Origin of the sequence: Burkholderia sp. B21-005, from assembly GCF_020843965.1 — a bacterium.
Classification (GTDB): domain Bacteria; phylum Pseudomonadota; class Gammaproteobacteria; order Burkholderiales; family Burkholderiaceae; genus Burkholderia; species Burkholderia ambifaria.
In genome coordinates this window covers 2,255,234-2,281,826 of sequence record NZ_CP086301.1, presented here as the reverse complement: position 1 = coordinate 2,281,826, position 26,593 = coordinate 2,255,234, and the positions used below count along the sequence as shown (strand labels likewise).

Sequence of the window (26,593 nt, the reverse complement as noted above, 5' to 3'; positions counted from 1 at the left end):
TTGCGGCGGCTTCGCGCGTCTGTAGCGAAAGCAGTTTCGGCACGCGTGTCGTCGCAGTTTGAAGAATCCATCGTCATTCTCAGAGGAAACCCATGAGTGCAATCGTAGATATCATCGGCCGCGAGATTCTGGATTCGCGCGGAAACCCCACCGTCGAATGCGACGTGCTGCTCGAATCGGGCACGATGGGCCGCGCGGCGGTACCGTCGGGCGCGTCCACCGGCTCGCGTGAAGCGATCGAACTGCGTGACGGCGAAGCCGGCCGCTACAACGGCAAGGGCGTGCTGAAGGCGGTCGAGCACATCAACACCGAAATCTCCGAAGCCATCATGGGCCTCGACGCGTCGGAACAGGCGTTCCTCGACAAGACCCTGCTCGAGCTGGACGGCACCGACAACAAGTCGCGCCTCGGCGCGAACGCGATGCTGGCCGTGTCGATGGCCGTCGCGAAGGCAGCGGCCGAAGAAGCCGGCCTGCCGCTGTACCGCTACTTCGGCGGCTCGGGCGCGATGCAGCTGCCGGTCCCGATGATGAACATCGTCAACGGCGGCGCGCACGCGAACAACAGCCTCGACATCCAGGAATTCATGATCGTCCCGGTCAGCCAGCCGACGTTCCGTGAAGCCCTGCGTTGCGGCGCGGAAGTGTTCCACGCGCTGAAGAAGATCCTGAGCGACCGCGGCATGAGCACGGCAGTCGGCGACGAAGGCGGCTTCGCACCGAACTTCGGCAGCAATGACGAGTGCCTGTCGACGATCCTGCAGGCGATCGAGAAGGCCGGCTACCGTGCGGGCGAAGACGTGCTGCTCGCGCTCGACTGCGCGGCCTCCGAGTTCTACCACGACGGCAAGTACCAGCTCGCCGGCGAAGGCCTGCAACTGTCGTCGGCCGAATTCACCGACTACCTCGCGACGCTCGCCGACAAGTTCCCGATCGTGTCGATCGAGGACGGCATGCACGAAAGCGACTGGGAAGGCTGGAAGCTGCTGACCGAGCGCCTCGGCAAGAAGGTGCAGCTCGTCGGCGACGACCTGTTCGTCACGAACACGCGCATCCTGAAGGAAGGCATCGAGAAGGGCATCGCGAACTCGATCCTCATCAAGATCAACCAGATCGGTACGCTGACCGAAACGTTCGCGGCAATCGAAATGGCGAAGCGCGCGGGCTACACGGCCGTGATCTCGCACCGCTCGGGCGAAACGGAAGATTCGACGATCGCGGACATCGCGGTCGGCCTGAACGCCGGTCAGATCAAGACGGGTTCGCTGTCGCGCAGCGACCGCATCTCGAAGTACAACCAGCTGCTGCGTATCGAGGAAGATCTCGGCGATATCGCGAGCTACCCGGGCAAATCGGCTTTCTATAACCTGCGCTAACGCGTTACTATCGGGTTCGTCACCTCGACGCCGCTCCGTGCATTCGCGCGAAGCGGCGCTTCTTATATCTGCGTCTCTTACATGCGGCTTGTCACTGTCGTCCTGATTGCCTTGCTGGCGCTCATTCAGTACCCCCTATGGTGGGGACACGGCGGCTGGTTGCGGGTGCACGAATTGCGTCAGCAACTCGGCGATCAGCTGCAGAAGAACGCGGACGAGAAGCTGCGCAATGAACGGATCGCGGGGGAAGTGCAGGATCTGCAAAGCGGCACCGCGGCCATCGAGGAGCGTGGGCGCTACGAGATGGGCATGGTGAAGGACGGCGAAGTGTTCGTGCAGTTCGTGTCGCCGAACACGCCGGCCGGGCCGCTGAACACCACGCCGTCCAACACGTCGACGCGTGGCGCCGTGTCCGCGGCGCCCGTGCGTGTCGTGCCGAACCCTCAGTCGATTGCAAAGCCGTCGCGGCATCACGGCGGCGAGAAGGGCAAGCCCGCGCATCACTGAGCACGGCAGTCCGAACCATTGAAAAAGCGCGGGAAATGCCGCGCTTTTTTATTTCCTGCCAGTTTTCAATCGGGTCGATCAGCGCGTTCGCGCATCACCACCACCAGCCCGGGTAACCGTAGCCATAGCCGATGCCGGTGCCCCACCGGTTTCCCCAACCGCCGTAATAGCCGCCATAGACTGTCACGGGCGGCGGCGAGTAATACGCCCACGCGCGTGCGGCTGCCTCGGCTGCCATTGCATCGTTCTGCTCGCGCAGCACCTGCCGGTCGATATCGTCGTAGCGTTTGCGTTCCGCACTCGACAGCGCGGGCGGCTGGCCGCCCGACGTGCCCGGTTCGGGCAGGCGGCTGAGGATCGTTGACGAAGGCGGCTGCACCGCGCAGCCGGCGAGGGCCAGCGTGCCGGCGGCGACGCTGGTCAGGACGAGGGTGCGGAACGGGCGATTCATGTATCTCTCCAGCAGCGCGCCGACAGCGAGAAGCGGCTTGCACCGAAGGCCAGGCCTGCGGCAACTGAGCTGAGCCGTGCGTGCGACGCTCATGCGTCATTATGCGCCCGCGCCCGCATCGCGGGCACGGACGCGCGGCTCAGTGACGCTGGTCGGTCGCCGGCGTGATGCCGGTCGCGAGTTCCGGCGCGGCGAACAACTGCGCGACGTCGACGGGATCGAACTCGTAGCGCTGGTTGCAGAACTCGCAGTGAATCTCGACGTGACCGCGCTCGACGATCACGCTGTCGACTTCATCGCGACCGAGCATGCGCAGCATCGCGCCGACCTTCTCGCGCGAGCACGAGCACTGGAAGCGCGTACCGGCCGGTTCGAAGTGCTGCACGTTTTCCTGCCAGAAGAGCCGGCGGAACACGACTTCCGGTTCGACCTCGAGCAGTTCCTTCGCGGACAGCGTGCCGCCGAGCGTGCAGACACGCTCCCAGGTATCGATGTCCGTCTCGGCGTTGCGCGGCACGATGCCGCCGTCGCCCGGCAGCTTCTGCAGCAGCATGCCGACCGCCCGGTCGCGATCGGCCGCGAGCCACAGCCGCGTGTCGAGCTGCTCCGAGTGATGCATGTAGTGCTCGAGCACCTGCGACACCGATTCGAGCGGACCGTCGACGCCGTTCAGCGGCACGATGCCCTGGTACGGCTGTTGGCCCGGCAGCTTCTCGGCCGGGTCGAGCGTGATCACGCAACGGCCGTGGCCGCTCGCGTTGACGAGCGACGCAAAGCTCGTGTCGTCGCCGATCGTCTGCGCGGCGTCGCCGGCGAACTTGGCCGTGGCGCGCATCGACAGGTCCGAGCTGCACTGGACGACCAGCATCTGGACCGGCCCGTCGCCGAAGATCTGCATGATCAGGGTGCCGTGAAATTTCAGGTTCGCGGACAGCAGTGCACACGCGGCCATCATCTCGCCGAGCACCGTGCGCACCGGGGCAGGGTAGTCACGGCGGGAAAGCACCTCTTGCCACGTGTTGCGCAGCGACACGATTTCGCCGCGCACGGGTGCCGAATTGAACATGAATTTCTGTAACTGGTCGCTCACTCTTCTTCCTTGAAATCGCGCGAATCACCCGATCCGCACGAGTTGCTCCTTGAAATGCGCACGTCGCTCGACGTACGTCTTCGCATTGGCGCGCAGCCGCGCGATGTCGTCCGCCGACAGCTCGCGCACGACTTTCGCCGGGGCGCCGAGAATCAGCGAGTTGTCCGGGAACACCTTGCCTTCCGTCACGACCGCGCCTGCACCAACCAGACAGTTGCGGCCGATGACCGCACCATTCAAGACCACCGCCTGAATCCCGATCAGCGAACCTTCGCCGATCGTGCATCCATGCAGCATCGCCTGGTGCCCGATCGTCACGTTTTCCGCAATCGTCAGGGGAAAACCGGGGTCAGTGTGCAGGACCGCGCCTTCCTGGACATTGCTGCCGGTGCCGACCGTGATCGTCTCGTTGTCGCCGCGAATCGTCGCGCCGAACCAGACGCTCGCGTTTTCCTCCAGCACGACCTTGCCGATGATGGCCGCCGTATCGGCGACGAATACGCTTTCGTGGATCGTCGGGGCCGTCTCGCCCAGTTTGTAGATCGTCACGGAGTCTCCTGGTCTCTTCGATGATGGGCGCCGGTAGAATGGCGCGTCTGGCGTGCCGGGCGCATTGCGTCCCGGCACAAACGCATATTGTAAACCGTCGCGTGCATGCGCTCCCGCGATGCGCACGGACGCCCCGTTGGACGAGCATGGAGCCTTCTTCTTTCACCGCCGCGCCGCGCTGTGTGCGCCGCGCCGCGCTCGACGCGCTGCGGATGTCCGAGCCGGCCGCGAAGGCCGCGCAGGTCCGCGCGCTGTACGACGCACTGCTGGGCGGGCAGGCCGCGATCGCGCCGGCGCTCGACCTGGACGAACCGGCCGACCTGCCGGGCCGCCCGGCGCGCCCGCCGCTTGTCGAGCCGCGCCAGCTCGAGCGTCGCAGCATGCGCTCGCCTGCGGGGCGCGCGGTGTTGCTGCACGCGCTCGCGCATATCGAATTCAATGCGATCAACCTCGCGCTCGACGCCGTGTGGCGCTTCGCCCGGATGCCGGACGCGTTCTATGCGGACTGGCTGAAGGTCGCGGCCGAGGAGGCTTATCACTTCACGCTGCTGTCCGACCGGCTGGCCGGGTTCGGGCATGCATACGGCGATTTTCCCGCGCACAACGGGCTGTGGGAGATGTGCGAGCGGACCAAGGCCGACGTGCTCGCGCGGATGGCGCTCGTGCCGCGCACGCTCGAGGCGCGCGGGCTCGACGCGTCGCCGCCGATCCGCGCGCGGCTCGTGCAGGCGGGCGACGACGCATCCGCGGCGATCCTCGACGTGATCCTGCGCGACGAGATCGGCCATGTCGCGATCGGGAACCGCTGGTTCCGGCACTTGTGCGACGCGGCCGGCCGCGATCCGGTGCCTGCCTACCGCGAGCTCGCCGAGCAGTACCATGCGCCGCGGCTGCGCGGTCCGTTCAATTTCGACGCGCGCCGCACCGCGGGATTCGAGCAGGCGGAGCTGGACGAACTCGCCGCGCAGGACGCGGCGGACGGCAACGCGGCGGGTTAGGGCGGCTGTGGGGCCGCCGGCTGCCGCGGTGCGAAAGCGGCCGCAGGCCGGCCGCACGAGCGTTCGGCGCCATGCCGCGGGCATCCGGTGCGCCGCTTGCACGCGCCATCGGCTTCCCTGGCGCTAGAGAGCGGCCTCGACTGCCGGCCGCCGGAACGCAAGCGTCAACGCTATAATCGAACGACCATTCTTTTTTCGGCGGCTGCAATGAGTGCCTCGAGTTCTGTTTCCGATTTCGTCACGGTGCGCGGCGTCAAGCTGCATGTGCGGCGCTGGGGCCGGCCCGATGCGCCGACGCTGTTCATGCTGCACGGCTGGATGGACGTCGCGGCGTCGTTCCAGTTCGTCGTTGACGCGCTCGCCGGCGACTGGCAGGTGATCGCGCCGGATGCGCGCGGCTTCGGCCTGTCCGACTGGCCGGTCGCACGGCACGGCGGCGGTCATTACTGGTTCCACGAATATCTGGGCGACCTCGATGCGCTCGTCGATCACTATGCGCCGACCGGCGAAGTCAATCTGGTCGGGCACAGCATGGGCGCGAACGTCGTATGCCTGTACGCGGGCGCGCGGCCGGAGCGCGTGCGGCGTGTGGTCGATCTCGAAGGGTTCGGGCTCGCCCCCGCGCGGGCCGAGCAGGCGCCGCGCCGGCTGCGCGGCTGGCTCGACGAGCTGCGCGAGCCGCCGGTGCTGCGCCCGTACGCGTCGCTCGACGACGTGGCGGCCCGGCTGGTCAAGACCAATCCGCGGCTCGATCCGCGCCGCGCCGCATTCCTTGCAGCACACTGGTCGAAGCGCGGCGACGACGGCCTGTACCACCTGCTGGCGGACCCCGCGCACAAGATGGCGGGCCCGATGCTGTACCGGCTCGACGAGGTGATGGCCGTCTGGAAGCAGGTGCGCGCGAAGGTGCTGCACGTCGAGGCCGTCGCTTCGCCGACGCTCGCGTACCTCGCGGGCGATATCCCGCTGCCGGAGTTCAAGGCGCGCTTCGGCGCGTTCCCCGACTGGCGCGAAAAGCTCGTCGAGGATGCCGGCCACATGGTCCATCATGACCAGCCGGAGCAGATCGCGGCGCTGATCGAGGCCTTCTGCGCGTAGGCGGGCGGCGGTAGCGGCAGGGCAGGCGGGCGGCGGAATTGCCGCATTGCAGTAGAATGAAGCTTCACCTGCCATACCGACAATGAACGCTGATCTCCACTGCCATTCGAATGTTTCCGACGGGTTGCTGTCGCCTGCCGACGTCGCGCGCCGCGCCCATGCCGGCGGCGTGACGCTGTGGGCGCTGACCGACCACGACGAGATCGGCGGCCAGGCGGCGGCGCGCAGCGAGGCGGAGGCGCTCGGCATGCGCTACCTGAGCGGCGTCGAGATTTCGGTCACGTGGGCGTCGCGCACCGTGCACATCGTCGGGCTGCACATCGATCCGTCGAACCCGACGCTCGTCGACGGCCTCTATCGCACGCGCCACGGCCGTGCCGCCCGCGCGCAGGCGATCGCCGCGCAGCTCGAGACGCTCGGCATCCCCGGCGCGTATGAAGGCGCGCTGAAGTACGTATCGAATCCCGACCTGATCTCCCGTACCCACTTTGCGCGCTTTCTCGTCGAGCACGGCCACGCCGAATCCACATCCGACGTGTTCGACCGCCTGCTCGGCGACGGCAAGCCCGGATTCGTCCCGCACCGCTGGGCGACATTGTCCGATGCGGTCGCGTGGATTCGTGCGGCGGGCGGCGAGGCCGTGGTCGCTCACCCGGGCCGCTACCGCTATACGCCGGTCGAATTCGACGCGTTCTTCGGCGAATTCATCGATCTCGGCGGCCGCGCGATCGAGGTCATCACGGGCAGCCACACGCCCGACCAGTACCGCGAATACGCGGACGTCGCCCGCCGCTTCGGCTTCGAAGTGTCGCGCGGTTCGGATTTCCACGCGCCGGGCGAGGGCCGCATCGAGCTCGGCGGCCTGCCGCCGTTGCCGCCCGACCTGAAACCGGTCTGGGAACGCTGGCTCTGACGCGCAGCGGCCGCTTGCCGCACGCGGTGCCCGTCGCGCCCGCATCCGACTTTTCCCCCTTTACGTGCCCCCATGTCCCAGTTCTTCAGGATTCATCCCGATAATCCGCAACCGCGCCTGATCAAGCAGGCCGCGGACATCGTCAGCAAGGGCGGCGTGATCGCGATGCCGACCGATTCGAGCTACGCGCTCGCGTGCCACCTCGACGACAAGGACGCGGTCGAGCGCGTGCGCCGCATCCGCGGCCTCGACGAGAAGCAGCACCTGTCGCTGCTCGTGCGCGACCTGTCGGAGCTGGCCAACTTCGCGATGGTGGACAATCGCCAGTATCGACAGATCAAGTCGGTGACGCCGGGTTCGTACGTGTTCATCCTGCAGGCGACGAAGGAAGTGCCGCGCCGGCTGTCGCACCCGTCGCGCAAGACGATCGGGCTGCGCGTGCCCGATCACGCGATCACGCTCGCGCTGCTCGAATCGCTGGGGCAGCCGCTGCTCGGCACGACGCTGATCCTGCCGCCGGACGACGAGCCGCTCAACGATCCGGAAGACATCCGCGCGCGGCTCGAGAAGCAGGTCGATCTCGTGATCGACGGCGGTGCGTGTCCGCGCGAGCCGTCGACGGTGATCGACCTCACGGGCGACGAGCCGCAGCTCGTGCGTGCGGGGCGCGGCGCGCTCGAACCGTTCGGGCTCGTGGCCGCGTAAGCGCACGCCGTTCATTTTTGCGCGAATGCGCTTGTTACAATAACGCGATATGGATGCTTCCCTGATACAGACCATCGCTGTCTACGCGCTGCCCGTGATCTTCGCGATCACGCTGCACGAGGCCGCGCACGGCTATGCCGCGCGCCTGCTCGGCGACAACACCGCCTACATGATGGGGCGCGTGTCCTTCAATCCGATGCGCCACATCGATCCGCTCGGCACGATCGCGATCCCGCTCGCGATGTATTTCCTGACCGGCGGCGCGTTCCTGTTCGGCTATGCGAAGCCGGTGCCGGTCTCGTTCGGCAACCTGCGCAATCCGCGCTGGGGCAGCCTGTGGGTCGCGCTCGCGGGCCCGGCCTGCAACTTCGTGCAGGCGTTGATCTGGGGCGTGCTGACCATCGTGCTGCCCGCGGCCGGCGTCGACGAGCCGTTCTTCACGCGGATGGCCTATGCGGGCGTCAGCGCGAACCTGGTGCTCGGCGTGCTGAACCTGTTTCCGCTGCCGCCGCTCGACGGCGGCCGTATCCTGGCGGCGCTGCTGCCGCCGAAGCAATCGATCGCGCTGTCGCGCATCGAGCCGTACGGTTTCATCATCGTCCTCGCGCTGGTCGCGACGGGCGTGCTGACGAATTTCTGGCTGCGTCCGCTCGTGAACGCCGCGGCCGGCGTGCTGAGCGCCATCCTGTCTCCCTTCGCCTCGCTTTTCTAACGACAATCATGTTCCCAGATCGTATTTTCTCCGGCATGCGACCCACCGGGTCGCTGCACCTCGGCCACTACCACGGCGTGCTGAAAAACTGGGTGAAGCTGCAGTCCGAGTACCCGTGTTTCTTCTGCGTGGTCGACTGGCATGCGCTGACGACGCACTACGAGACGCCCGAGGTCATCGAGAAGAACGTGTGGGACGTGCTGATCGACTGGCTCGCGTCCGGCATCGATCCGGCGCAGGCGACGCTGTTCATCCAGAGCAAGGTGCCCGAGCATGCGGAACTCGCGCTGCTGCTCGGCATGAGCACGCCGCTCGGCTGGCTCGAGCGCGTGCCGACCTACAAGGAGCAGATGGAGAAGCTGAAGGACAAGGATCTGTCGACCTACGGCTTCCTCGGCTATCCGGTGCTGATGGCCGCCGACATCCTGCTGTATCGCGGCTCGCTCGTGCCGGTCGGTGAAGACCAGGTGCCGCACGTCGAGATGACGCGCGAGATCGCGCGCCGCTTCAACTACCTGTACGGCCGCGAGCCGGGCTTCGAGGAGAAGGCGCTCGAAGCCGCGAAGAAGCTCGGCGGCAAGCGCGCGAAGCTCTATCACGAGCTGCGCAATGCATACCAGCAGGAGGGCGACGACGAGGCGCTCGAACAGGCGCGCGCGATGCTGCAGGAATCGCAGAGCCTGTCGATGAGCGACCGCGAGCGCCTGTTCGGCTATCTCGAAGGCGCGCGCAAGATCATCCTGGTCGAGCCGCAGGCGCTCCTGACCGAAGCGTCCCGGATGCCGGGCCTCGACGGCCAGAAGATGTCGAAGTCGTACGGCAATACGATCGGCCTGCGCGAAGACGCGGAGACGATCACGAAGAAGGTCCGCACGATGCCGACCGATCCGGCGCGCGTGCGCCGCACCGATCCGGGCGATCCCGACAAGTGCCCCGTGTGGCAGCTGCACCAGGTCTATACGGACGCAACGACGCACGAGTGGGTGCAGCACGGCTGCCGCTCGGCGGGCATCGGCTGCCTCGACTGCAAGCAGCCGGTCGTCGAAGGGATCCTGCGCGAACAGCAGCCGATGCTCGAGCGCGCGCAGAAGTACATGGACGATCCGTCGCTGCTGCGCGCGATCGTCGCGGACGGCTGCGACAAGGCGCGCAAGCACGCGGTCGAGACGATGCGCGACGTGCGTGAGGCGATGGGCCTGTCGTACACCTGAGCTGACGGCATGCGCGAATCCGTCATTGTCGCCGCGGGCGGCCACGTCGCCCAGACCGAGCCGTCGCGCTGGGTCGCCCGGTGGTCGCGGCTCGTCCCGGCGGGCGGTGCGGTGCTCGACGTCGCCGCGGGCGGCGGCCGCCATGCGCGCTGGTTTGCGTCGCACGGGCATCCGGTCGTCGCGCTCGACCGTGATCCGGCCGCGCTGGCCGCATTGCGGGCGATCGCAGGCGTCGACGTGCGCGACGCCGATCTCGAGGGCGCGCCTTGGCCGCTGCAGGCCGGTGCGTCGTTCGCGGCTGTGATCGTCACCCATTATCTGCATCGTCCGCTCTGGCCCCATCTGCTCGATGCGGTGGCGCCGGGCGGTGTGCTCATCTACGAAACCTTCGCGCAAGGAAACGAAACGGTCGGCAAACCGTCCAATCCCGCGTTCCTGCTCGCACCGGGCGAGTTGCTGGACGCGGTGCGCGGCCGCCTGCGGGTGGTCGCTTACGAGGACGGATTCGTCGCCGGGCCGCGCGAGGCGTTCGTGCAGCGCATCTGCGCGGTACGTGAGGGCGCGACCCCGACGGCGGGGGCGGGAATTCCACGTTACGAACTGCCCGGCTAATCCGCTACAATCTCAACGTTTACCGGTACATCAATCAATCGCGTTTCATGGCTAACGGCACCCAAGACGGCATTCAAATCCGCGGCAGCATCCCCGCGATCGTCACTCCGATGCTCGAAGACGGCAGTCTCGATCTGCCGGCGTTTCGCAAACTGATCGACTGGCACATCGCGGAAGGCACCGACGCAATCGTCGTGGTCGGCACGAGTGGCGAGTCGGCAACGCTCAACGTCGAAGAGCACATCCTGATGATCCGCACGGCGGTCGAGCATGCGGCGAAGCGCATCCCGATCATCGCGGGCGCAGGCGGCAATTCGACCGCGGAGGCGATCGAACTGACGAAGCACGCGAAGGCCGTCGGCGCCGACGCGACGCTGCAGGTCGTGCCGTACTACAACAAGCCCACGCAGGAAGGGATGTACCGGCACTTCAAGTCGATCGCAGAAGCGGTCGACCTGCCGGTGATCCTGTACAACGTGCCGGGCCGCACGGTCGCGGACATGGCGCACGAGACGACGCTGCGCCTCGCGCAGGTGCCGGGCATCATCGGCGTGAAGGAAGCGACGGGCAACATCGATCGCGCCGCGCACCTGATCAAGGCCGCGCCGAAGCATTTCGCGATCTACAGCGGCGACGATCCGACCGCTATCGCGCTGATGCTGCTCGGCGGCCACGGCAACATTTCGGTCACCGCGAACGTCGCACCGCGCGCGATGAGCGACCTGTGCCGCGCGGCGCTGGCCGGCGACGTCGCCACGGCGCGCGCGCTGCACATGAAGCTGCTGTCGCTGCACAAGAACCTGTTCATCGAGGCGAACCCGATTCCGGTGAAGTGGGCGCTGCAGGCGATGGGCAAGATGCAGGGCGGCATCCGCCTGCCGCTTACGCCGCTCGACGAGCGCTGTCACGATGTCGTGCGTTCGGCCCTGGTCGAGGCCGGCGTCCTCGCCTGATGCACAGGCGGCCGCGTCCTGCGGCCGCCGGCACCCCTCATCAACCCGCACCGGCCGGCTCCGTCCGGCGCCGCTCCTGACGAGCGCTCTAGCAAGACGAAGGATTTCATGAAACGTTTCGCCTTTTCATCTCGCGCCATCCAGGTTTCGGTGGTGGCGCTGGCGCTGGGCGCGCTCGCCGGCTGCGATACGCTGAACGACTATCTGGCTCCTGACCGGGTCAACTACAAGAACACGGGTTCGGCGCCGCCGCTCGCGGTGCCGAGCGACCTGAAGCCGGTGCCGACGACCCAGCAGTTCGTCGCGCCGCCGAGCAACGCAGGTCTCGGCACGCTGCCGCCGCGGGCGACGACGGCCGCCGGCAACGCGACCGACGGCGTCCCGAGCGCGCAGGATCCGCTCGGCATGCATATCGAGCGCGACGGCGACCGCCGCTGGCTCGTCGTGGACGGGCGCACGCCTGAGCAGCTGTGGCCGATCCTGAAGGAATTCTGGCAGGAGAACGGCTTCTCGCTGAAGACCGACGCACCGTCGACCGGCATCATGGCCACCGACTGGGCCGAGAACCGCGCGAACATTCCCGACGACTGGTTCCGCCGCACGATCGGCAAGGTCATCGACTTCGCATACTCGTCCGGCACGCGCGACCGTTTCCGTACGCTCGTGAACCGCACGTCGAACGGCAACACCGACATCTCGATCACGCACAGCGCGATGGAGGAAATGATGGTCGGTCCGCAGGGCGGTACGTCGTCGCGCTGGGAAGAGCGTCCGCGCAACCCGGTGCTCGAAGCCGTGTTCCTGTCGAAGCTGATGCAGAAGTTCGGCCTGAGCGACGCGCAGGCGAAGCAGCTGCTGACGGACGCGCGTCCGGCGACGGCGCCGGCGCAGGTTGGCGACGCGAGCAGCGGCGCCGCGACGCTGCAACTGGCTGAATCGTTCGACCGCGCATGGCTGCGGGTCGGTCTTGCGCTCGACCGCACCAATTTCGCGGTCGACAATCGCGACCGCGAGAAGGGCCTGTACACGGTCCGCTACGCGAACACGATGGAAGAGCTCAAGCGCGACGGGCTGTTCGGCAAGCTGTTCTACGGCGGCCCGGCGGCGGCCAAGCCCGGCAAGGAATACCTGGTCAACGTGCGCGCCCAAGGCAGCGGCACGCAGGTCGCGGTGGTCGACGCCAGCGGCAAGGTCGACAACTCGTCGGACGCGCAGCGGATCATTTCGCTGCTGCACGCCGAACTGAACTGAACGCGTGCGCTTCGCCAGCCTCGGTAGCGGCAGCGAAGGCAACGCACTGGTCGTCGAGGTCGCGAGCGGCACGACGACCACCCGCGTGCTGCTCGACTGCGGTTTTTCAGCGAAGGAGGTCGAGCGCCGCCTCGGCCGCCTGAATCTCGGCATCGACGATCTCGATGCGATCCTCATCACCCACGAACACAGCGACCACGTCGGCAGCGCGTTGACGCTCGCGCGGCGCGGGTCGCTGCCGCTCTACATGAGCTGGGGCACGGCGCGTGCGGTCGGCGCGGACGAGGCCGATGTCGATCTCCACGTGTTGTGGGGCGACGAGACGGCCGCGATACGTGATCTGGCCGTGATGCCCTATACGGTGCCCCACGACGCGCGGGAACCGCTCCAGTTCGTCTTTATGGACGGTTGCCGCCGGCTCGGCGTGCTGACCGACGTCGGGATGGCCACGCCGCACATCACGACTGTCCTGAGCGGCTGTGACGCGCTGATGCTCGAATCCAACCACGATACCGCGATGCTGGCCGGGAGCCGCTATCCGCAGTCGCTGAAGGCGCGGATCGGCGGCAATCACGGCCACCTGAGCAACGATGCCGCCGCCGACATCCTCGCGTCGCTCGAACGCAGCCGCCTCCAGCATCTGGTCGCGGCGCACCTGAGCCAGCAGAACAATCGGCCCGAGCTGGCGCGCCAGGCGTTGGCCGGCGTGCTGGGAACGGACGGGGAGGAGGTGGTCGTGGCCACGCAGGACGCGGGCTTCGACTGGCTGACGCTCGGCTGAGCGGGCGCAAGAGGGGCGGGGCGGCGTCTTGGCCGTCCTGGCTGCCGGGCGCGAGATGCGGAACCGACAGACATAAAAAAACCGGCCCAGAGGGCCGGTTTTTTTTCAGCTGATGCTGAGGCTTACTGGCTTGCGCCCGAAGCCGGAGCAGCCGTCGCTGCCGAAGCAGCCGACGCCACAGCAGCAGCTGCATCGCTCGCAGCAGCCGAAGCCGACGAAGCAGCAGCCGAAGCGTCGCTCGCAGCACCAGCAACTGCCGAAGCAGCCGACGAAGCAGCAGCCGATGCGTCGCTAGCAGCCGACGAAGCAGCTTGATCAGCGCTCTTGTTGCAAGCAGCCAGTGCAACAGCAGCCAACAGGGAAGCTACGAGGAGGGATTTCTTCATGATCACGTCCTTTTATGGTTAAAGGTAAGCAACAGCGCGAAACAATACCGGTAATGTGCTCCAACACCGACCTGGGCCGCTGGTGGAGACGCACTTCTAGAGCGTGAATCTTCCCTACGGCTTGGGCGGAAATTATATGCACTTTCCTATCGACCGTCGACAAATGCGGGGTCAATACGTTGTCTTTCCCATACAGAATTTGATCTGCATGGGCATACGGGGCAACTCACTAAATCCGGTTTCCGACCCGTATCCAGCCCGCACAATACCACTCGTGCAGCAAGGCTGTCATGGAGGGAGCCCGGGAGAGTGTTACAAACCGTTTCGCCTCCATATGGCGCAGATTGGCCAGTTCGGGCAGCCATTCGCCGGCTTGCTCGAGCGGTTCTTCTTCACCATTAATGAAGTACGATCGCGCGTTATACATCAATGCGGCCCTTCTGTCGAGATACACGCCTCGGCGTGACGCCTGCGTAACGAACGCGGCCTCGGACAGCGGGCGTGCCGGCGGCTCGAATACGACGCTCGGTTTCGGCTCGCTCAGGTAGCAGCCGAGGAATTCGGCGACGTCGCGCTTGCGCCAGCGGATCGCATCGACGATTTCGGCCACGCGCTCGACCATCGCCGGCGGCAGTTGCGCCGGCGTGTCGACCGCCGGCTGCTTCGGGTCGCGGTAGAGTGCGTCGCCGCGCTCGTCACGCAGGCCGCCGCGTTCCGCGAGGTAGTACAGGAATTGCGCGCCCAGCTCGCCGGCGGACGGTGCCCGAAAGCCGATCGAGCAGGTCATGCATTCGCCTTCGGCCACGCCGTCGTGCGCGATGTGCGGGGGCAGGTACAGCATGTCGCCCGGCTCCAGCACCCACTCGTCGCTCGGTTCGAAATGCTCGAGGATCTTCAGCGGCACGTCCGGCTGCAGCGACAGATCCTTCTGCGCGCCGATGCGCCAGCGGCGCCGGCCCTCGACCTGCAGCAGGAACACGTCATATGAGTCGAAGTGCGGGCCGACGCCGCCGCCGTCCGTCGCGTACGAAATCATCAGGTCGTCGAGGCGTGCGTCCGGGATGAAGCGGAAGCGGTCGAGCAGCGCGCGTGCCGCATCGACGTGCAGGTCGAGCCCCTGCACGAGCAGGGACCAGGACTTGCGCGACACGGCTGGCAGCGCGCCCGGCTCGAATGGGCCGTGCGCGAGTTGCCACTTGTTACGAAAATGGGTGATCAGTCGCGACTCGGCGTCATAGTCGGCCGCCAGTTCGAAAAGCGCGTCGCGCGTGACCGGCGGCTTCACGCCGGGGATCGCCTGGCGGATCAGCAGCGGCTTCTTCTGCCAGTAGCGGCGCATGAATTGCGCGGGCGAGAGACCGCCGAGCAGCGGTGTGGGAAGATCGGAAGGCGGCGCGCCGAACGGGGCGGCAGCGGCATCCCGCGGTTCGGCTTGAGACCGGTTGCGCATCGTATAATGAGACTTGTATTTGGGAGAATTGGATGAAAATCGCAAAAAACACCGTCGTGTCTGTCACTTACAAGCTGTCGGATGCACAAGGCAATCTGATCGAGGAAAGCGACGAGCCGATGGTCTATCTGCACGGCGGCTATGATGGCACGTTCCCCAAGATCGAGGAACAGCTCGACGGCCACGAGCCCGGTTACCAGGCGCAGATTCAGCTCGAGCCGCAGGACGCGTTCGGCGACTACGATCCCGAACTCGTGAAGATCGAGCCGCGCGATCGTTTTCCCGAGCCGCTCGAAGTGGGCATGCAGTTCGAAGGCACGCCGGAAGACGGCGACGAGGAAGTGGATTCGCTGATCTACACGGTCACCGACGTCGCCGAAGACAAGGTCGTGCTCGACGGCAACCACCCGCTCGCGGGCATGGCGCTGCGTTTCGCGCTCACGGTCAAGGACGTTCGCGAAGCGACCGAGGACGAGATCGAGCATGAGCACGCGCACGGCGCGGAAGGCCTCGAAATCGTCGACGAGGACGAAGACGAGGACGGTGACGGTGACACGCCGTCAGGGCGGACTCTGCACTGAACTGGCGGGCAGGCCGGGCGCCGGCCCTGAAGCAGGGGGCGGCGCACCCGGCGTCGCGCCGTCGCCTTGCAGCGGCGGCGCGACCGACGACGAGTCGGGCAGTGCCGGCAAGGCCGGAATTTCCGGCATCTGCGGCAGCGGCACATCGTCGCGCGGCACGGCCGGCAGTGCGGGCGGGATCGGCAGGTTCTTCGGCACGTCCTGCAGGCTCACGTTGAAGATCGTCTGTCGTGCCGGCGACACGCTCACCTTCACCCACTGATTCGCCGGATGGCGCGGTCCGATCGCGACGCGCGTCACATTTCCCACCAGCACACCGTCGTCCGCATGCAGCGGGCGATCGATCAGGAAGCCGTTCGCAAGCGGCTCGCTGCTCGCGTGCATCACCAGGATCGGGCCGCGGAAAGTCGCCGCCGCCTTCACCAGCGTTCGTTTCAGCTCGCGGAAGCCATCGCGGATGCGCGGCCGGTTGAAGCGCAACCACGCAAAGCGTTCGGCTCGCTCATAGCGATCGAACTGCGGATCGCCTTCAAAAATCACCACCATCGCGCGCGCTTCGCGCCGCTTCGCATATTCGGCCGCATGGTCGATCCAGAAGCCGTTCGCGATGATGCGGTCCTCGAATTCACCGTTGCGGCCGCCGGCCGTCAGGTAATGGTTGTTCGGCGCCGGTGCGTTCAGCGCGACGTAGACGACGTCGTCATGCATCCAGCGCGCGTTTTCGCGATATGGCCGGAATCGGGCGACTTCGCTTTCGCGGGTGATCTGAAGCGCGCCGGGGTCGGGCAGCGCCGCGTCGGCAAGTAGCGTCTGCCGCAGGAAGTCCAGACGTTCGACCGGATCGTAGCCGCCGCCGGCCGCGGTGTTGCACGTCACCCAGTCGTCATGGCCGGGAATGAACACGAGCGGCACGCGCGACGCGTCCAGGATCGCGCCGCGCTGCGTATACAGCGCGTCGCGGCACGCTTCCTTCGTGCCCTTGATGTCGCCCGCATAGACGACGAAAGCCAGATTGCGCTCGCGCGCGATCGATTCGAACAGTCGCTGCGCGGCCGGTTCGTCGGCCGGCGCGGTGATCACGCCCGATACGATCGCGAACGAGTAGGGTGCGGAGGCACGCTTGGGCGGCGCGGCCAGCGCGCCGGCCTGCGCCAGCGCGAGCACCGCCGCGATTAGCGCGGCGGCGGCGGTGCGGGCCGACCGGCCCTGCGGGAGGCGTTTATGCGTGCCCGTCGGCATCGTGCGAGCGGACGAGCGTGCGCAGTTCGTACAGCAGGTCGAGCGCGTCGCGCGGCTTGAGGTCGTCGGGATCGATGTCGCGCAGCTTTTCGAGCGCCGGATGCGGGATGGCGGACACCGCCGGCGCATCCGCGCATTCGAGTTCGTCGGCCGCGGCGGGCGGCGCGCTGAAGAGGTCGAGCTGCGGCGTGTGCTGCGTGGCCGACTGCTGCTCGAGATACGCGAGATGCTTGCGTGCGGCACGGATCACCGGCGCCGGTACACCCGCGAGCTGCGCAACCTGCAGCCCGTAGCTCTGGTTCGCCGGACCTTCGTTGACTGCGTGCAGGAACACGATGCCGTGGCCGTGCTCGACGGCCGACAGGTGGACGTTCGCCGCTTGCGGGAATTCGGCCGGCAGTTGCGTCAACTCGAAGTAGTGCGTCGCGAACAGCGTGTAGCAGCCGTTTTGCGCCAGCAGGTGACGCGCGATGGCCCACGCAAGCGCGAGGCCGTCGAACGTCGACGTGCCGCGGCCGATTTCGTCCATCAGCACGAGGCTTTGCGGCGTCGCGTCGTTGAGGATCGCGGCGGCTTCGGTCATCTCGACCATGAAGGTCGAGCGGCCGCCGGCGAGGTCGTCGGCCGCGCCGATCCGCGTGAAGATGCGGTCGATCGGGCCGAAGCAGGCCGACTTCGCGGGCACGTAGCTGCCGATATACGCCATCAGCGCGATCAGCGCCGTCTGGCGCATGAACGTCGACTTACCGCCCATGTTCGGGCCGGTGATCAGCAGCAGCTTGCGCTCGACGCCGAACCGGCAGTCGTTTGCGATGAACTGCTCGACCTGCGCTTCGACGACCGGGTGGCGACCCTGTTCGATCTCGATGCCGATTTCGTCGGTGAAGGCCGGCGCGACCCAGTCGAGCGTGCGGGCACGCTCGGCGAACGCGGCGAGCACGTCGAGCTCCGCGAGCGCTGACGCGACGCGCTGGCATTCGGGAATGAACGGCAGCAGCGCCTGCAGCACGCCGTCGTACAGCGCGCGCTCGCGGGCCAGTGCGCGCTCCTGCGCGGACAACGCCTTGTCCTCGAAGGTCTTCAGTTCGGGCGTGATGTAGCGCTCGGCATTCTTCAGCGTCTGGCGGCGGCGATAATCGTCGGGCACCTTGTCGGTCTGGCCGCGCGTGACCTCGATGTAGAAGCCGTGCACCTTGTTGTATTCGACGCGCAGGTTCGCGATGCCCGTGCGGGTGCGCTCGCGCGCTTCGAGATCGATCAGAAACTGGCCGCAGTTCTCGGAGATGTCGCGCAGCTCGTCGAGCTCCGCGTCGTAGCCGCGCGCGATCACGCCGCCGTCGCGCACCATCGCGGCCGGCTCGGGGGCGATCGCGCTCGTCAGCAGGTCGAGGCATTCGGCGGGCGGTGCGAGCGCCGCGTCGACGCGCGTGAGCGCATCCGCGTTCGCGACGATCGCGCTGATGCGCTCACGCAGTGCCGGCAGCGCGGCGAACGTATCGCGCAGGCTCGACAGGTCGCGCGGCCGCGCGGACAGCAGCGCGAGACGCCCGGTGATCCGTTCGACGTCGGCGATCTGACGCAGCGCGCTGCGTAGTGCGTCGAGGCTCGCGTCCGCGGGCGCATCGAGCAGTGCGCCGATCGCTTGCTGGCGCGATTGCGCGGCGACCGACGCGCGCGGCGGGTGATGCAGCCAGTGACGCAGCAGGCGGCTGCCCATCGTCGTGCAGCACGTGTCGAGCAGCGAGTACAGCGTCGGCGATTCGGTGCCGCGCAGCGTTTCGGTCAGCTCGAGGTTGCGGCGTGTCGCCGGATCGAGCCCGATGTATTCCGTTTCGTTCTCGACCTTCAGGCTGCGCACGTGCCGCAGTTGCTGGCCCTGCGTGGCCGCCGCGTACAGCAGCAGCGCGCCCGCGGCGCCGCACGCGCTCGTCAGCGAATGCGCGCCGAAGCCGTCGAGGCCCGCGACGTCGAGCTGGTCGCACAGGCGCTGCGTGCCCGATGCGATGTCGAAGTGCCATGCCGGCACGCGCTTGATCGCGCCGGCGCCTGCGGGCACCGCGTCGGTTGCGCCGTCCGCCGTCAGGATCTCGGCCGGCCGGATGCGTTCGAGCGCGGCGCCGAGCTGGTCGGGTTCGATTTCGGCGAGCCGCAGTGCGCCGCTCGCGAGGTTCAGCCACGCGAGGCCGATGTTGACCGCGACGCCACGCTTGTTGTGGCCCGTGCACATTGCAAGCAGGTAGACGTCGTTCTTGTCGGACAGCAGGGCGGCATCGGTCAGCGTGCCGGGCGTGACGACGCGCACGACCTTGCGCTCGACCGGCCCCTTCGACGTGGCCGGGTCGCCGATCTGCTCGCAGATCGCGACCGATTCGCCCATCTTCACGAGCTTCGCCAGATACTGTTCGACCGCGTGGTGCGGGACGCCGGCCATCTTGATCGGCGTGCCGGCCGATGCGCCGCGTTGGGTGAGGGTCAGGTCGAGCAGGCGCGCGGCTTTCTCCGCGTCTTCGAAGAACAACTCGTAGAAGTCGCCCATCCGGTAGAAGACGAGCGTGTCGGGGTGATCGGCCTTGATGCGCAGGTACTGCTGCATCATCGGGGTGTGGCCAGCAAAGGCCTCGGGCGACAGCGTGGTCATAGATCCGGCGTAAAGTTGTTGCTTGAGTTGCCCGAGTTTACCAGTGGGCCGGATGGACACGCGCGAAGTTCGCCGTTTGGCCAGTTGCAGGGGTTGGGGAATCGGCAGCGACAGGGGGCTGTCCTAGCTCGTGGGCGTAGCGCTGCAGGCACAACACGCAACGTAGTGCTAATCCCGACATGCCATTTGCGGTCGACAGTCTAGATTCTGACTGTATGGGTTCATTGATCGAACTTCGGACGTTCTGTCCATTTCCTCCATGTGTCGATCGGAGACCGCTACGTGAACGAATCGACCTACCGCGTCATTTTCGGCTTTTTCGTGATCGCATACTGCACCGCGATATCCGCGATCATGGCGTTTCGTCCAGAGCGGATATTGGCCTTCTATAGCAGATCAACGGTCTGGCGATGGTGGTACAAGCTCCGGTTCAACATGTCTGCAGAAGATATTACGTCTGCCAAAATGGTTCGACGAACCAGATTCCAAGGGGGATGGCCCCGGCGTTCTTTACCGCCATTATTTTTGCCGCCTTGTTCCAGCTCGATTCTCGCGGGTAGCGGGCATTCGACGGCCGGATTATGCCTCGCTTTCGATGTAATTGCGCCGGTCCCCGGTATTCACTTAATATCGCGCAAGTACGACAGAAGCACCCGTCGGTCATTCTGTTATGAGGGGCGACATGCGGCTAGCTGATTTCATTGTTAGGAACATAGAGCCGATCCTGGTGCAGTGGGAAGCGTTTGCCGCCACGCTGCTACCAGCCGCCAGGAGCATGGATTCGCTCGCGTTGCGCGACCACGCGCGCCAGATCCTGGAGGCCGTAGCCAACGACATAACGACCCCGCAAACAACGGAAGAGCAACGTGAAAAATCGTTGGGGCGCGCGCCCCAGCCGGTGAAGGCCACGGAGACGGCCGCGCAGACTCATGCCGTTTTGCGGGCCCGGCGGGGCTTTAACATCAACCAGTTGGCGGCCGAGTATCGAGCGCTGCGTGCCAGTGTGCTGCGCTTATGGATCGACGAGTGCGAGCCGAGTCCGCCTGATCTGGACGACATGATTCGGTTCAATGAAGCGATAGATCAAGCGCTGGCGGAATCGCTTGCTTTCTTTACCGAACAGGTCGAACAGTCTCGCAACTTGTTGCTCGGTATGCTGGGTCACGACATGCGTACCCCGCTGCAGACCATTCACGTAACAGCGTCCTATCTTGCCGCGCTCAATGCGGGGGAGGCGGTGTCGGAGGCCGCGGCCCGGCTGATCAGAAGCGGTGGCCGGATGCAGGGCCTCCTTGACGATCTCTGCGACTTCAATCGGACCCAGCTCGGGGTAGGCATCAATGTCGTTCCCCGCAATATTGATCTCGCCCATGTGCTCGCCAATGTGGTTGAGGAATTGCAGGTGGCTCATCCCGATCGCGAAATCAATCTCGATGTAAGCGGCGACCTCCGAGGTGACTGGGATGATCAGCGAATGCAGCGGTTGCTGAGCAATCTCGTGAGCAACGCCGTTAAGTACGGAACACCCGAGACACCGGTATGGGTCGCGGCAGCATCGGCTGATGCGGAAGTGCTCATCGAGATTAGGAATAGTGGGCCGGCCATGGATCGGCGCACGCTGGACCGCATCTTCGACCCGCTTCAGCGCGGAGCGCATCAAGCAGACGTAGCGGGTGACGATGTTGGCTTGGGGCTCGGCTTGTTCATCGCGAGCGAAATCGCAAAGGCACACCATGGCCGTATTGACGCGCGGTCCGATCAGACGGAAACAATATTCGCGGTGCGCCTGCCAAAAGGCGTGTGAGGGCAGAGTGCTGCTAACCGAAGGCAATTGCCGGGCGTAGGTCGTGGCGTAGCTTTCTGATCGAGACTTTGTCAGATAAGGCGCAGGTACTGCTGCACCATCGGAGTGTGGCCAGCAAAGGCCTCGGGCGACAGCGTGGTCACAGATCCGGCGCCAAGTGGTCGCTTGAGCTACCCGAGCTTACGAGTGGCTTCAGCGCACAAGCGCGAAGTTCACCGTTCAGCCAGTAGCAGAAAATCGCGGTGGAAGCCGTCGGCCCGATACGGCGATTCGATCTCATTCCCGGGCAGGGATTGAAAAGCCGGCTTCACCCGGCGCACCGACCTGCGTGCGCCGAGTCTCGCCACCCAATCAGGACGCGTGCGCCGACACTAGATCGAGCGCCACCGCCTGCGCGACTTCGATCCCGTCGATCGCCGCCGAGTAGATGCCACCCGCATATCCGGCGCCTTCGCCGGCCGGATACAGCCCTTCGACGTTCACGCTCTGGTAATCGTCCTTGCGACGGATCCGGATCGGCGACGACGTGCGCGTCTCCACGCCCGTGAGCACCGCATCGTGCATCGCGAAGCCGGCGATCTTCTTGTCGATCTGCGGCAGCGCTTCACGAATGGCTTCGATCACGTAGTCGGGCAGCGCCGTGCTGAGATCGGTCGGGCGCACGCCAGGCTTGTACGACGGCACCACGGAGCCCAGCGACGTCGACGGCCGGCCAGCGATGAAGTCGCCGACCAGCTGGCCCGGCGCGCTGTAATCGCCGCCGCCGAGTTCGAACGCGCGCTCTTCCCACTTGCGCTGGAACGCGATGCCCGCGAGCGGCCCGCCGGGATAGTCTTCCGGCGTGATGCCGACGACGATGCCCGCGTTCGCGTTGCGCTCGGCGCGGGAATACTGGCTCATGCCGTTGGTGACCACGCGGCCCGGCTCGGAAGTCGCCGCGACCACCGTGCCGCCCGGGCACATGCAGAAGCTGTAGACCGCGCGTCCGTTGCTGCAGTGGTGGACCACCTTGTAGTCGGCCGCGCCGAGCTGCTTGTGGCCCGCGAACTTGCCGAAGCGGCTGCGATCGATCAGCCCCTGCGGATGTTCGATCCGGAAGCCCAGCGAGAACGGCTTCGCTTCGACGTAGACGCCGCGATCGTGCAGCATCTGGAACGTGTCGCGCGCGCTGTGGCCCACGGCCAGCACGACGTGGTCGCAGCGCAGCGTTTCGCCGTTCGACAGCGTCAGCGAGCGCACCTTGCCCTGATCGATCTCGATGTCCTCGACCCGGCTTTCGAAGCGCACTTCGCCGCCCAGTTCGTGGATGGTCGCGCGCATCTTTTCCACCATGCTGACGAGGCGGAACGTGCCGATGTGCGGCCGGCTCAGATACAGGATGTCCTCCGGTGCGCCGGCCTTGACGAATTCGTCGAGCACCTTGCGGCCGTAGTGGTGCGGATCCTTGATCTGGCTGTACAGCTTGCCGTCGGAAAACGTCCCGGCCCCGCCTTCGCCGAACTGCACGTTGGACTCGGGATTGAGGACGCTCTTGCGCCACAGGCCGAAGGTGTCCTTGGTGCGCTCGCGCACGGCCTTGCCGCGTTCGAGGATGATCGGACGGAACCCCATCTGCGCGAGGATCAGCCCCGCAAACAGGCCGCACGGCCCCATGCCGATGACGACCGGGCGCAGGAAGTTGCCGTGCTCGGGCGCCTTCGCGACGAAGTGGTACGCCATGTCAGGCGTCACGGCGCAATGCGGCGTGGACGCGAGTCGAGGAAGCACGGATGCTTCGTCCTTGACCTCCACATCGACGATATACGTGAGCTTGATGTCGGAGCGCTTGCGCGCATCGTGCGCACGGCGGAACACCGTGTAACGGAGGAGCCCGTCAGCCGCCACGCCAAGCTCCTCGAGGCGCGCGCGAATCGCGGCTTCGAGGGTGCTCTCGGGGTGATCGAGCGGGAGTTTCAGTTCGCTTAGCCGTAACATGAGTATTCGGATACGGTCGCCACGCAGTCGTGGCGGTGTTGAGACAGGCGGGGGCCGGCGTGCTGGCGGCGGCGTGCGCTGCCAGGGCAGCCCCGAAGCCGATCATCCGGCATCGGAAAGCGCGGCACGCGCGGCGGTACACCGGTCAGGCCGGGCCACTCGGGCAATGTCAGGACGGGCGCCCGAAGCGAGCGCTCCGTGGAGAAGATTACTTCGCCCCCCGGATAACGGAAAGGCAACGAGCGCTCCATCATGACGGTGCCAGCGAGTGGTTGATGCGCAAGCCGTGCCGCGCGGGCGCGGCCCGGGCTTACTCCGCTGCCGGATGCACGCGGCTGTAGCGGTTCAGGATCGGGATCATCTGTGCATAGATCTTCGGGTTCGCCGCGACGATCTCATGGCGATGCAGGAAGTCGGCGTCGCCCGTGTAGTTGCCGACGAGGCCGCCAGCTTCGGTGATCAGCAGGCTGCCTGCCGCCATGTCCCACACGTTGATGCCTTGCTCGAAGAATGCGTCGAGACGGCCGGCCGCGACGTTCGCGAGATCGAGGGCGGCCGCGCCCGGACGACGCAGGCCCGTGCAGGCCTGCGTCATTTCGGTGAACAGGCGCGCGTACGCATCGAGGCCGTCCTTTTCGCGGAACGGGAAGCCCGTGCCGACCAGCGCGTCCGCCAGGCGGTCGCGACGGCCGACGCGGATGCGGCGGTCGTTCAGGTACGCGCCGCGGCCGCGGGTAGCCGTGAACAGGTCGTTCTTGTTCGGATCGTAGACGACGGCCTGCGTGACGACGCCCTTGTGCTCGAGCGCGATCGACACGCAGTAGTACGGGAAGCCGTGGATGAAGTTGGTCGTGCCGTCGAGCGGATCGATGATCCACTTGAATTCGGATTCGTTCTCGGATTCGCCCGATTCTTCCGCGAGGATCGCGTGGTCGGGGTAGGCGGTCTTCAGCGTCTCGATGATCGCCTCTTCGGCGGCCTTGTCCACTTCGGTGACGAAGTCGTTCTGCTGCTTCTTGCGGATCTCGATCAGGTCGAGGTCGAGGGACGCGCGGTTGATGATCTGTCCGGCGCGGCGCGCAGCCTTGACAGCAATGTTGAGCATGGGATGCATGAGCCTGGATCCTGTAGCCGGCGGCACGAGCCGCCACGAAGTGGAACACACCGCCTGGAACGGCGCAAACGTGCCGGGCGAAATGAGACGCGAATTGACAAAGAGCGGGGTACGACCCGCGTCGCACGAGATGCGACGCGTAAACACATGATTTTACCCGATTTTCGAGAGTTTCGGGTGACCGGGATGCGGGGAAACCCCACTGGCCGTCCGGACGAGTGGGTTTGCCGGGGCAATGGCGCTACCATACTGCCATTCCGATGAACCGAGTCGTATGTAGTGGAAACTCCGCTGAACCCCGCCGCGCCGTCCGAATCCGGCGCGGCCTCGTCCCCGCCACCGTCTGGCGGCTTCACGTCCACCCGTTTCGTGCTCGTCGAGCCGAGCCATCCCGGCAATGTCGGGGCGGCCGCCCGCGCGCTGAAGACGATGGGTTTCTCCCGGCTCGTGCTGGTCGCGCCGCGCGTGCCGCACGTGAAGGATGACCCTGAGGCGATCGCAATGGCGAGCGGCGCCGATGACGTCCTGGCGTCCGCGCATGTCGTGCCCACGCTCGGCGACGCGCTGTCAGGCGTCCACTGGTCGATCGCGCTGACCGCCCGCACGCGCGAATACGGGCCGCCGCGGCTGGCGCCGCGCGCGGCCGCCGAGCAGGCGTGCATGCAGGTCGGTGCCGGCGACATCGCGCTCGTGTTCGGCAACGAGCGCACGGGCCTCGCGAACGAGCACGTCGAGCAATGCAGCGCGCTCGCGCACATCCCGGCGAATCCGGCCTACAGCTCGCTAAATCTCGCGCAGGCCATACAGGTGCTCGCGTACGAGCTGCGCGTCGCGTTCCTGGAGCGGGGGAGCGAGCTGCACCACGCGCAGGCCGAGGTCGGCACGCTCGCGCAGAGCGACGAGATCGAGCGGATGTACGCGCACCTCGAGAACGCGCTGGTCGCACTCGATTTCCTCGACCCGCGCAACCCGAAGAAGCTGATGCCGCGGCTGCGGCGCCTGTTCGCGCGCACGGGCCTCGAGCGCGAGGAAGTCAACATCCTGCGCGGCATCGCGAAGCACATCCTGCTGAAGTCCGGTACGCCTGCCGGCGACGCGTAAGCGGCCGCTACGCCGGCGGCCGGGCGCTCAGGCGTTCGGCGGCTGCGTTTCGCCTGCTGCGGCCGCGCTGCGTCGGCCGCCCGATGACTGCGTCCCGGCCCGCGCGAATCCACCGGCTGGTCGTGTCGCTCGGCGACAACAGGCGCCCCGCGTGAATACCCGTGCCGCCGGCGGGGTGAACGCGCGACGGTGTGCGGCCTCGCCCGAGTGGCCCTACAATCGCCGGACATCATAAGCAAATTACCCGGCGCGATAACGGCCGGCCTTTTCCCCAGCCCAGACCAGATCATGTTCACTAGACTGCGCGAAGACGTTGCGACGATTCGCGAGCGGGATCCCGCCGCTCGCAGTGCCTGGGAAGTGCTGACCTGTTATCCGGGGCTGCACGCGCTCGTGCTGCATCGTTTCGCCCATGCGTGCTGGCGCGCGAAACGCTACTGGCTCGCACGCTTCGCGTCGCAGGCCGGGCGCTTCCTGACGGGGATCGAGATTCACCCGGGCGCGACGATCGGCCGGCGCGTATTCATCGATCACGGGATGGGTGTCGTGATCGGCGAAACCGCGATCATCGGCGACGACTGCACGATCTATCAGGGCGTGACGCTCGGCGGCACGTCGCTCACGCGCGGCGCGAAGCGCCATCCGACGCTCGAGGCCGGCGTGATCGTCGGCGCGGGCGCGAAGGTGCTCGGCGGTTTCACGGTCGGCGCGGGTGCGAAGATCGGTTCGAACGCGGTCGTCGTGAAGCCGGTGCCGGCAGGCGGCACCGCGGTCGGCAATCCGGCGCGCATCGTGATGCCGGCGCAACCGAAGCCGCAGCCCGAGCGCGCCGCGTTCTGCGCATACGGGATCACGCCGAACGCGGACGACCCGATGTCGCTCGCGATTCATGGGCTGATCGATCATGCGGCGAAGGAAAGCCGGCGCGTCGACGAGATCGTCGCGGCGCTCGAGCAACTCGGCACGCATCTGGAAACGCTGCAGGGTGCGGACGCGGCGCGTCTCGATTTGCGCAGGCTGTCGGCGGTGCTGGAAGGCAAGGCGGTCGAGCGCCAGTCGTAACGCGGCGCCTGCCGGCGGCTGCCGGCAGCGGCAGTCG

The 26,593-nt window shown here is 66.5% G+C and carries 26 protein-coding genes; 17 read left to right on the top strand and 9 right to left on the bottom strand.

Going from position 1 to position 26,593, the window contains the following annotated elements:
- Positions 1 to 92 precede the first annotated feature (92 nt).
- Entirely contained in the window at positions 93 to 1,376 is a 1,284-nt protein-coding gene (gene eno / locus LMA02_RS10685; RefSeq protein ID WP_006751590.1) for a phosphopyruvate hydratase, read from the top strand.
- Positions 1,377 to 1,457: 81 nt separating this feature from the next.
- Positions 1,458 to 1,883, top strand: coding sequence for a cell division protein FtsB (gene ftsB / locus LMA02_RS10680; RefSeq protein ID WP_006751591.1), 426 nt, complete (start codon positions 1,458 to 1,460; stop codon positions 1,881 to 1,883).
- 94 nt (positions 1,884 to 1,977) lie between these two features.
- Here ftsB and LMA02_RS10675 read toward each other — a convergent pair whose 3' ends face one another.
- The 3 genes from LMA02_RS10675 to LMA02_RS10665 form a co-directional block, all read right to left on the bottom strand.
- A complete protein-coding gene (locus LMA02_RS10675) occupies positions 1,978 to 2,334 on the bottom strand; it encodes a hypothetical protein (RefSeq protein ID WP_228904786.1) in 357 nt (118 codons plus the stop codon).
- 139 nt (positions 2,335 to 2,473) lie between these two features.
- Positions 2,474 to 3,424 carry an Hsp33 family molecular chaperone HslO gene (gene hslO / locus LMA02_RS10670; protein ID WP_105834244.1) on the bottom strand — a complete coding sequence of 317 codons (951 nt, stop codon included), beginning with the start codon at positions 3,422 to 3,424 and terminating at the stop codon, positions 2,474 to 2,476.
- Positions 3,425 to 3,448: 24 nt separating this feature from the next.
- Positions 3,449 to 3,973: a gamma carbonic anhydrase family protein gene (locus LMA02_RS10665; RefSeq protein ID WP_006761906.1), complete on the bottom strand. Its 525-nt coding sequence runs from the start codon at positions 3,971 to 3,973 to the stop codon at positions 3,449 to 3,451.
- A gap of 146 nt (positions 3,974 to 4,119) precedes the next feature.
- Between LMA02_RS10665 and LMA02_RS10660 the strand changes: the two genes are divergently transcribed.
- The 11 genes from LMA02_RS10660 (at position 4,120) to LMA02_RS10610 (ending at position 13,502) form a co-directional block, all read left to right on the top strand.
- Positions 4,120 to 4,971 (top strand): ferritin-like domain-containing protein, encoded by an 852-nt coding sequence (locus LMA02_RS10660; RefSeq protein ID WP_228904785.1) that lies wholly within the window; start codon positions 4,120 to 4,122, stop codon positions 4,969 to 4,971.
- A 207-nt stretch (positions 4,972 to 5,178) separates the two neighbouring features.
- On the top strand, positions 5,179 to 6,069 hold the full coding sequence (locus tag LMA02_RS10655; RefSeq protein ID WP_228904782.1) for an alpha/beta fold hydrolase: 891 nt from the start codon (positions 5,179 to 5,181) through the stop codon (positions 6,067 to 6,069).
- Between the two features lie 82 nt (positions 6,070 to 6,151).
- A complete protein-coding gene (locus tag LMA02_RS10650) occupies positions 6,152 to 6,982 on the top strand; it encodes a 3',5'-nucleoside bisphosphate phosphatase (protein ID WP_228904781.1) in 831 nt (276 codons plus the stop codon).
- A 72-nt stretch (positions 6,983 to 7,054) separates the two neighbouring features.
- The gene (locus LMA02_RS10645; RefSeq protein WP_228904778.1) at positions 7,055 to 7,687 is read left to right on the top strand and encodes an L-threonylcarbamoyladenylate synthase; all 633 of its coding nucleotides are present in this window, start codon (positions 7,055 to 7,057) and stop codon (positions 7,685 to 7,687) included.
- Positions 7,688 to 7,736: 49 nt separating this feature from the next.
- Positions 7,737 to 8,399 (top strand): site-2 protease family protein, encoded by a 663-nt coding sequence (locus LMA02_RS10640; RefSeq protein WP_011657356.1) that lies wholly within the window; start codon positions 7,737 to 7,739, stop codon positions 8,397 to 8,399.
- Between the two features lie 8 nt (positions 8,400 to 8,407).
- Complete coding sequence (locus LMA02_RS10635) at positions 8,408 to 9,610, top strand: tryptophan--tRNA ligase (protein WP_011657355.1); 1,203 nt, start codon at positions 8,408 to 8,410, stop codon at positions 9,608 to 9,610.
- Positions 9,611 to 9,619: 9 nt separating this feature from the next.
- Positions 9,620 to 10,222, top strand: a complete 603-nt coding sequence (locus LMA02_RS10630) for a class I SAM-dependent methyltransferase (RefSeq protein WP_228904777.1) — start codon at positions 9,620 to 9,622, stop codon at positions 10,220 to 10,222.
- Between the two features lie 47 nt (positions 10,223 to 10,269).
- Positions 10,270 to 11,175, top strand: coding sequence for a 4-hydroxy-tetrahydrodipicolinate synthase (dapA, locus tag LMA02_RS10625; protein ID WP_006751602.1), 906 nt, complete (start codon positions 10,270 to 10,272; stop codon positions 11,173 to 11,175).
- A 108-nt stretch (positions 11,176 to 11,283) separates the two neighbouring features.
- Entirely contained in the window at positions 11,284 to 12,426 is a 1,143-nt protein-coding gene (gene bamC, locus LMA02_RS10620) for an outer membrane protein assembly factor BamC (protein ID WP_006751603.1), read from the top strand.
- A 4-nt stretch (positions 12,427 to 12,430) separates the two neighbouring features.
- Positions 12,431 to 13,207: an MBL fold metallo-hydrolase gene (locus LMA02_RS10615; protein WP_228904774.1), complete on the top strand. Its 777-nt coding sequence runs from the start codon at positions 12,431 to 12,433 to the stop codon at positions 13,205 to 13,207.
- Between the two features lie 112 nt (positions 13,208 to 13,319).
- Entirely contained in the window at positions 13,320 to 13,502 is a 183-nt protein-coding gene (locus tag LMA02_RS10610; RefSeq protein ID WP_011657351.1) for a hypothetical protein, read from the top strand.
- A gap of 20 nt (positions 13,503 to 13,522) precedes the next feature.
- Here LMA02_RS10610 and LMA02_RS35530 read toward each other — a convergent pair whose 3' ends face one another.
- Together LMA02_RS35530 and LMA02_RS10605 are read right to left on the bottom strand one after the other, a co-directional pair.
- Positions 13,523 to 13,768 (bottom strand): hypothetical protein, encoded by a 246-nt coding sequence (locus tag LMA02_RS35530; RefSeq protein WP_011657350.1) that lies wholly within the window; start codon positions 13,766 to 13,768, stop codon positions 13,523 to 13,525.
- A gap of 54 nt (positions 13,769 to 13,822) precedes the next feature.
- Complete coding sequence (locus LMA02_RS10605; protein WP_228904772.1) at positions 13,823 to 15,043, bottom strand: cupin domain-containing protein; 1,221 nt, start codon at positions 15,041 to 15,043, stop codon at positions 13,823 to 13,825.
- A gap of 32 nt (positions 15,044 to 15,075) precedes the next feature.
- Between LMA02_RS10605 and LMA02_RS10600 the strand changes: the two genes are divergently transcribed.
- Positions 15,076 to 15,624, top strand: coding sequence for an FKBP-type peptidyl-prolyl cis-trans isomerase (locus LMA02_RS10600; protein WP_166722624.1), 549 nt, complete (start codon positions 15,076 to 15,078; stop codon positions 15,622 to 15,624).
- Here LMA02_RS10600 and LMA02_RS10595 read toward each other — a convergent pair.
- Both LMA02_RS10595 and mutS read right to left on the bottom strand, forming a co-directional pair.
- A complete protein-coding gene (locus LMA02_RS10595) occupies positions 15,604 to 16,863 on the bottom strand; it encodes a hypothetical protein (protein WP_228904771.1) in 1,260 nt (419 codons plus the stop codon). The two genes, LMA02_RS10600 and LMA02_RS10595, sit on opposite strands and share 21 nt — an antisense overlap.
- A complete protein-coding gene (gene mutS, locus LMA02_RS10590; RefSeq protein WP_228904769.1) occupies positions 16,844 to 19,501 on the bottom strand; it encodes a DNA mismatch repair protein MutS in 2,658 nt (885 codons plus the stop codon). Before mutS ends, LMA02_RS10595 begins: the two co-directional genes overlap by 20 nt.
- A gap of 682 nt (positions 19,502 to 20,183) precedes the next feature.
- Between mutS and LMA02_RS10585 the strand changes: the two genes are divergently transcribed.
- Positions 20,184 to 21,305, top strand: coding sequence for a sensor histidine kinase (locus LMA02_RS10585; RefSeq protein ID WP_228904767.1), 1,122 nt, complete (start codon positions 20,184 to 20,186; stop codon positions 21,303 to 21,305).
- Between the two features lie 351 nt (positions 21,306 to 21,656).
- Here the strand turns inward: LMA02_RS10585 and LMA02_RS10580 are convergent, their stop codons facing one another.
- On the bottom strand, positions 21,657 to 23,279 hold the full coding sequence (locus tag LMA02_RS10580) for an NAD(P)/FAD-dependent oxidoreductase (protein WP_228904765.1): 1,623 nt from the start codon (positions 23,277 to 23,279) through the stop codon (positions 21,657 to 21,659).
- Between the two features lie 310 nt (positions 23,280 to 23,589).
- Entirely contained in the window at positions 23,590 to 24,393 is an 804-nt protein-coding gene (locus LMA02_RS10575) for an inositol monophosphatase family protein (RefSeq protein WP_006751612.1), read from the bottom strand.
- Positions 24,394 to 24,672: 279 nt separating this feature from the next.
- Between LMA02_RS10575 and LMA02_RS10570 the strand changes: the two genes are divergently transcribed.
- Both LMA02_RS10570 and cysE read left to right on the top strand, forming a co-directional pair.
- Positions 24,673 to 25,494 (top strand): RNA methyltransferase, encoded by an 822-nt coding sequence (locus LMA02_RS10570; protein WP_228904763.1) that lies wholly within the window; start codon positions 24,673 to 24,675, stop codon positions 25,492 to 25,494.
- A gap of 288 nt (positions 25,495 to 25,782) precedes the next feature.
- Positions 25,783 to 26,556 (top strand): serine O-acetyltransferase, encoded by a 774-nt coding sequence (gene cysE, locus LMA02_RS10565; RefSeq protein WP_006751614.1) that lies wholly within the window; start codon positions 25,783 to 25,785, stop codon positions 26,554 to 26,556.
- The last annotated feature ends 37 nt before the right edge of the window (positions 26,557 to 26,593 follow it).

Coding starts and splice junctions, on each gene's coding strand:
- LMA02_RS10675 (WP_228904786.1), bottom strand. CDS start 2,334: ATGAATCGCCCGTTCCGCACCCTCGTCCTGACCAGCGTCGCCGCCGGC.
- LMA02_RS10640 (WP_011657356.1), top strand. CDS start 7,737: ATGGATGCTTCCCTGATACAGACCATCGCTGTCTACGCGCTGCCCGTG.
- cysE (WP_006751614.1), top strand. CDS start 25,783: ATGTTCACTAGACTGCGCGAAGACGTTGCGACGATTCGCGAGCGGGAT.
- LMA02_RS10660 (WP_228904785.1), top strand. CDS start 4,120: ATGGAGCCTTCTTCTTTCACCGCCGCGCCGCGCTGTGTGCGCCGCGCC.
- LMA02_RS10655 (WP_228904782.1), top strand. CDS start 5,179: ATGAGTGCCTCGAGTTCTGTTTCCGATTTCGTCACGGTGCGCGGCGTC.
- LMA02_RS10600 (WP_166722624.1), top strand. CDS start 15,076: ATGAAAATCGCAAAAAACACCGTCGTGTCTGTCACTTACAAGCTGTCG.
- LMA02_RS10605 (WP_228904772.1), bottom strand. CDS start 15,043: ATGCGCAACCGGTCTCAAGCCGAACCGCGGGATGCCGCTGCCGCCCCG.
- LMA02_RS10585 (WP_228904767.1), top strand. CDS start 20,184: ATGCGGCTAGCTGATTTCATTGTTAGGAACATAGAGCCGATCCTGGTG.
- ftsB (WP_006751591.1), top strand. CDS start 1,458: ATGCGGCTTGTCACTGTCGTCCTGATTGCCTTGCTGGCGCTCATTCAG.
- LMA02_RS10645 (WP_228904778.1), top strand. CDS start 7,055: ATGTCCCAGTTCTTCAGGATTCATCCCGATAATCCGCAACCGCGCCTG.
- LMA02_RS10580 (WP_228904765.1), bottom strand. CDS start 23,279: ATGTTACGGCTAAGCGAACTGAAACTCCCGCTCGATCACCCCGAGAGC.
- LMA02_RS10610 (WP_011657351.1), top strand. CDS start 13,320: ATGCTGAGGCTTACTGGCTTGCGCCCGAAGCCGGAGCAGCCGTCGCTG.
- mutS (WP_228904769.1), bottom strand. CDS start 19,501: ATGACCACGCTGTCGCCCGAGGCCTTTGCTGGCCACACCCCGATGATG.
- LMA02_RS10595 (WP_228904771.1), bottom strand. CDS start 16,863: ATGCCGACGGGCACGCATAAACGCCTCCCGCAGGGCCGGTCGGCCCGC.
- LMA02_RS10650 (WP_228904781.1), top strand. CDS start 6,152: ATGAACGCTGATCTCCACTGCCATTCGAATGTTTCCGACGGGTTGCTG.
- bamC (WP_006751603.1), top strand. CDS start 11,284: ATGAAACGTTTCGCCTTTTCATCTCGCGCCATCCAGGTTTCGGTGGTG.
- LMA02_RS10630 (WP_228904777.1), top strand. CDS start 9,620: ATGCGCGAATCCGTCATTGTCGCCGCGGGCGGCCACGTCGCCCAGACC.
- eno (WP_006751590.1), top strand. CDS start 93: ATGAGTGCAATCGTAGATATCATCGGCCGCGAGATTCTGGATTCGCGC.
- dapA (WP_006751602.1), top strand. CDS start 10,270: ATGGCTAACGGCACCCAAGACGGCATTCAAATCCGCGGCAGCATCCCC.
- LMA02_RS10635 (WP_011657355.1), top strand. CDS start 8,408: ATGTTCCCAGATCGTATTTTCTCCGGCATGCGACCCACCGGGTCGCTG.
- LMA02_RS10575 (WP_006751612.1), bottom strand. CDS start 24,393: ATGCATCCCATGCTCAACATTGCTGTCAAGGCTGCGCGCCGCGCCGGA.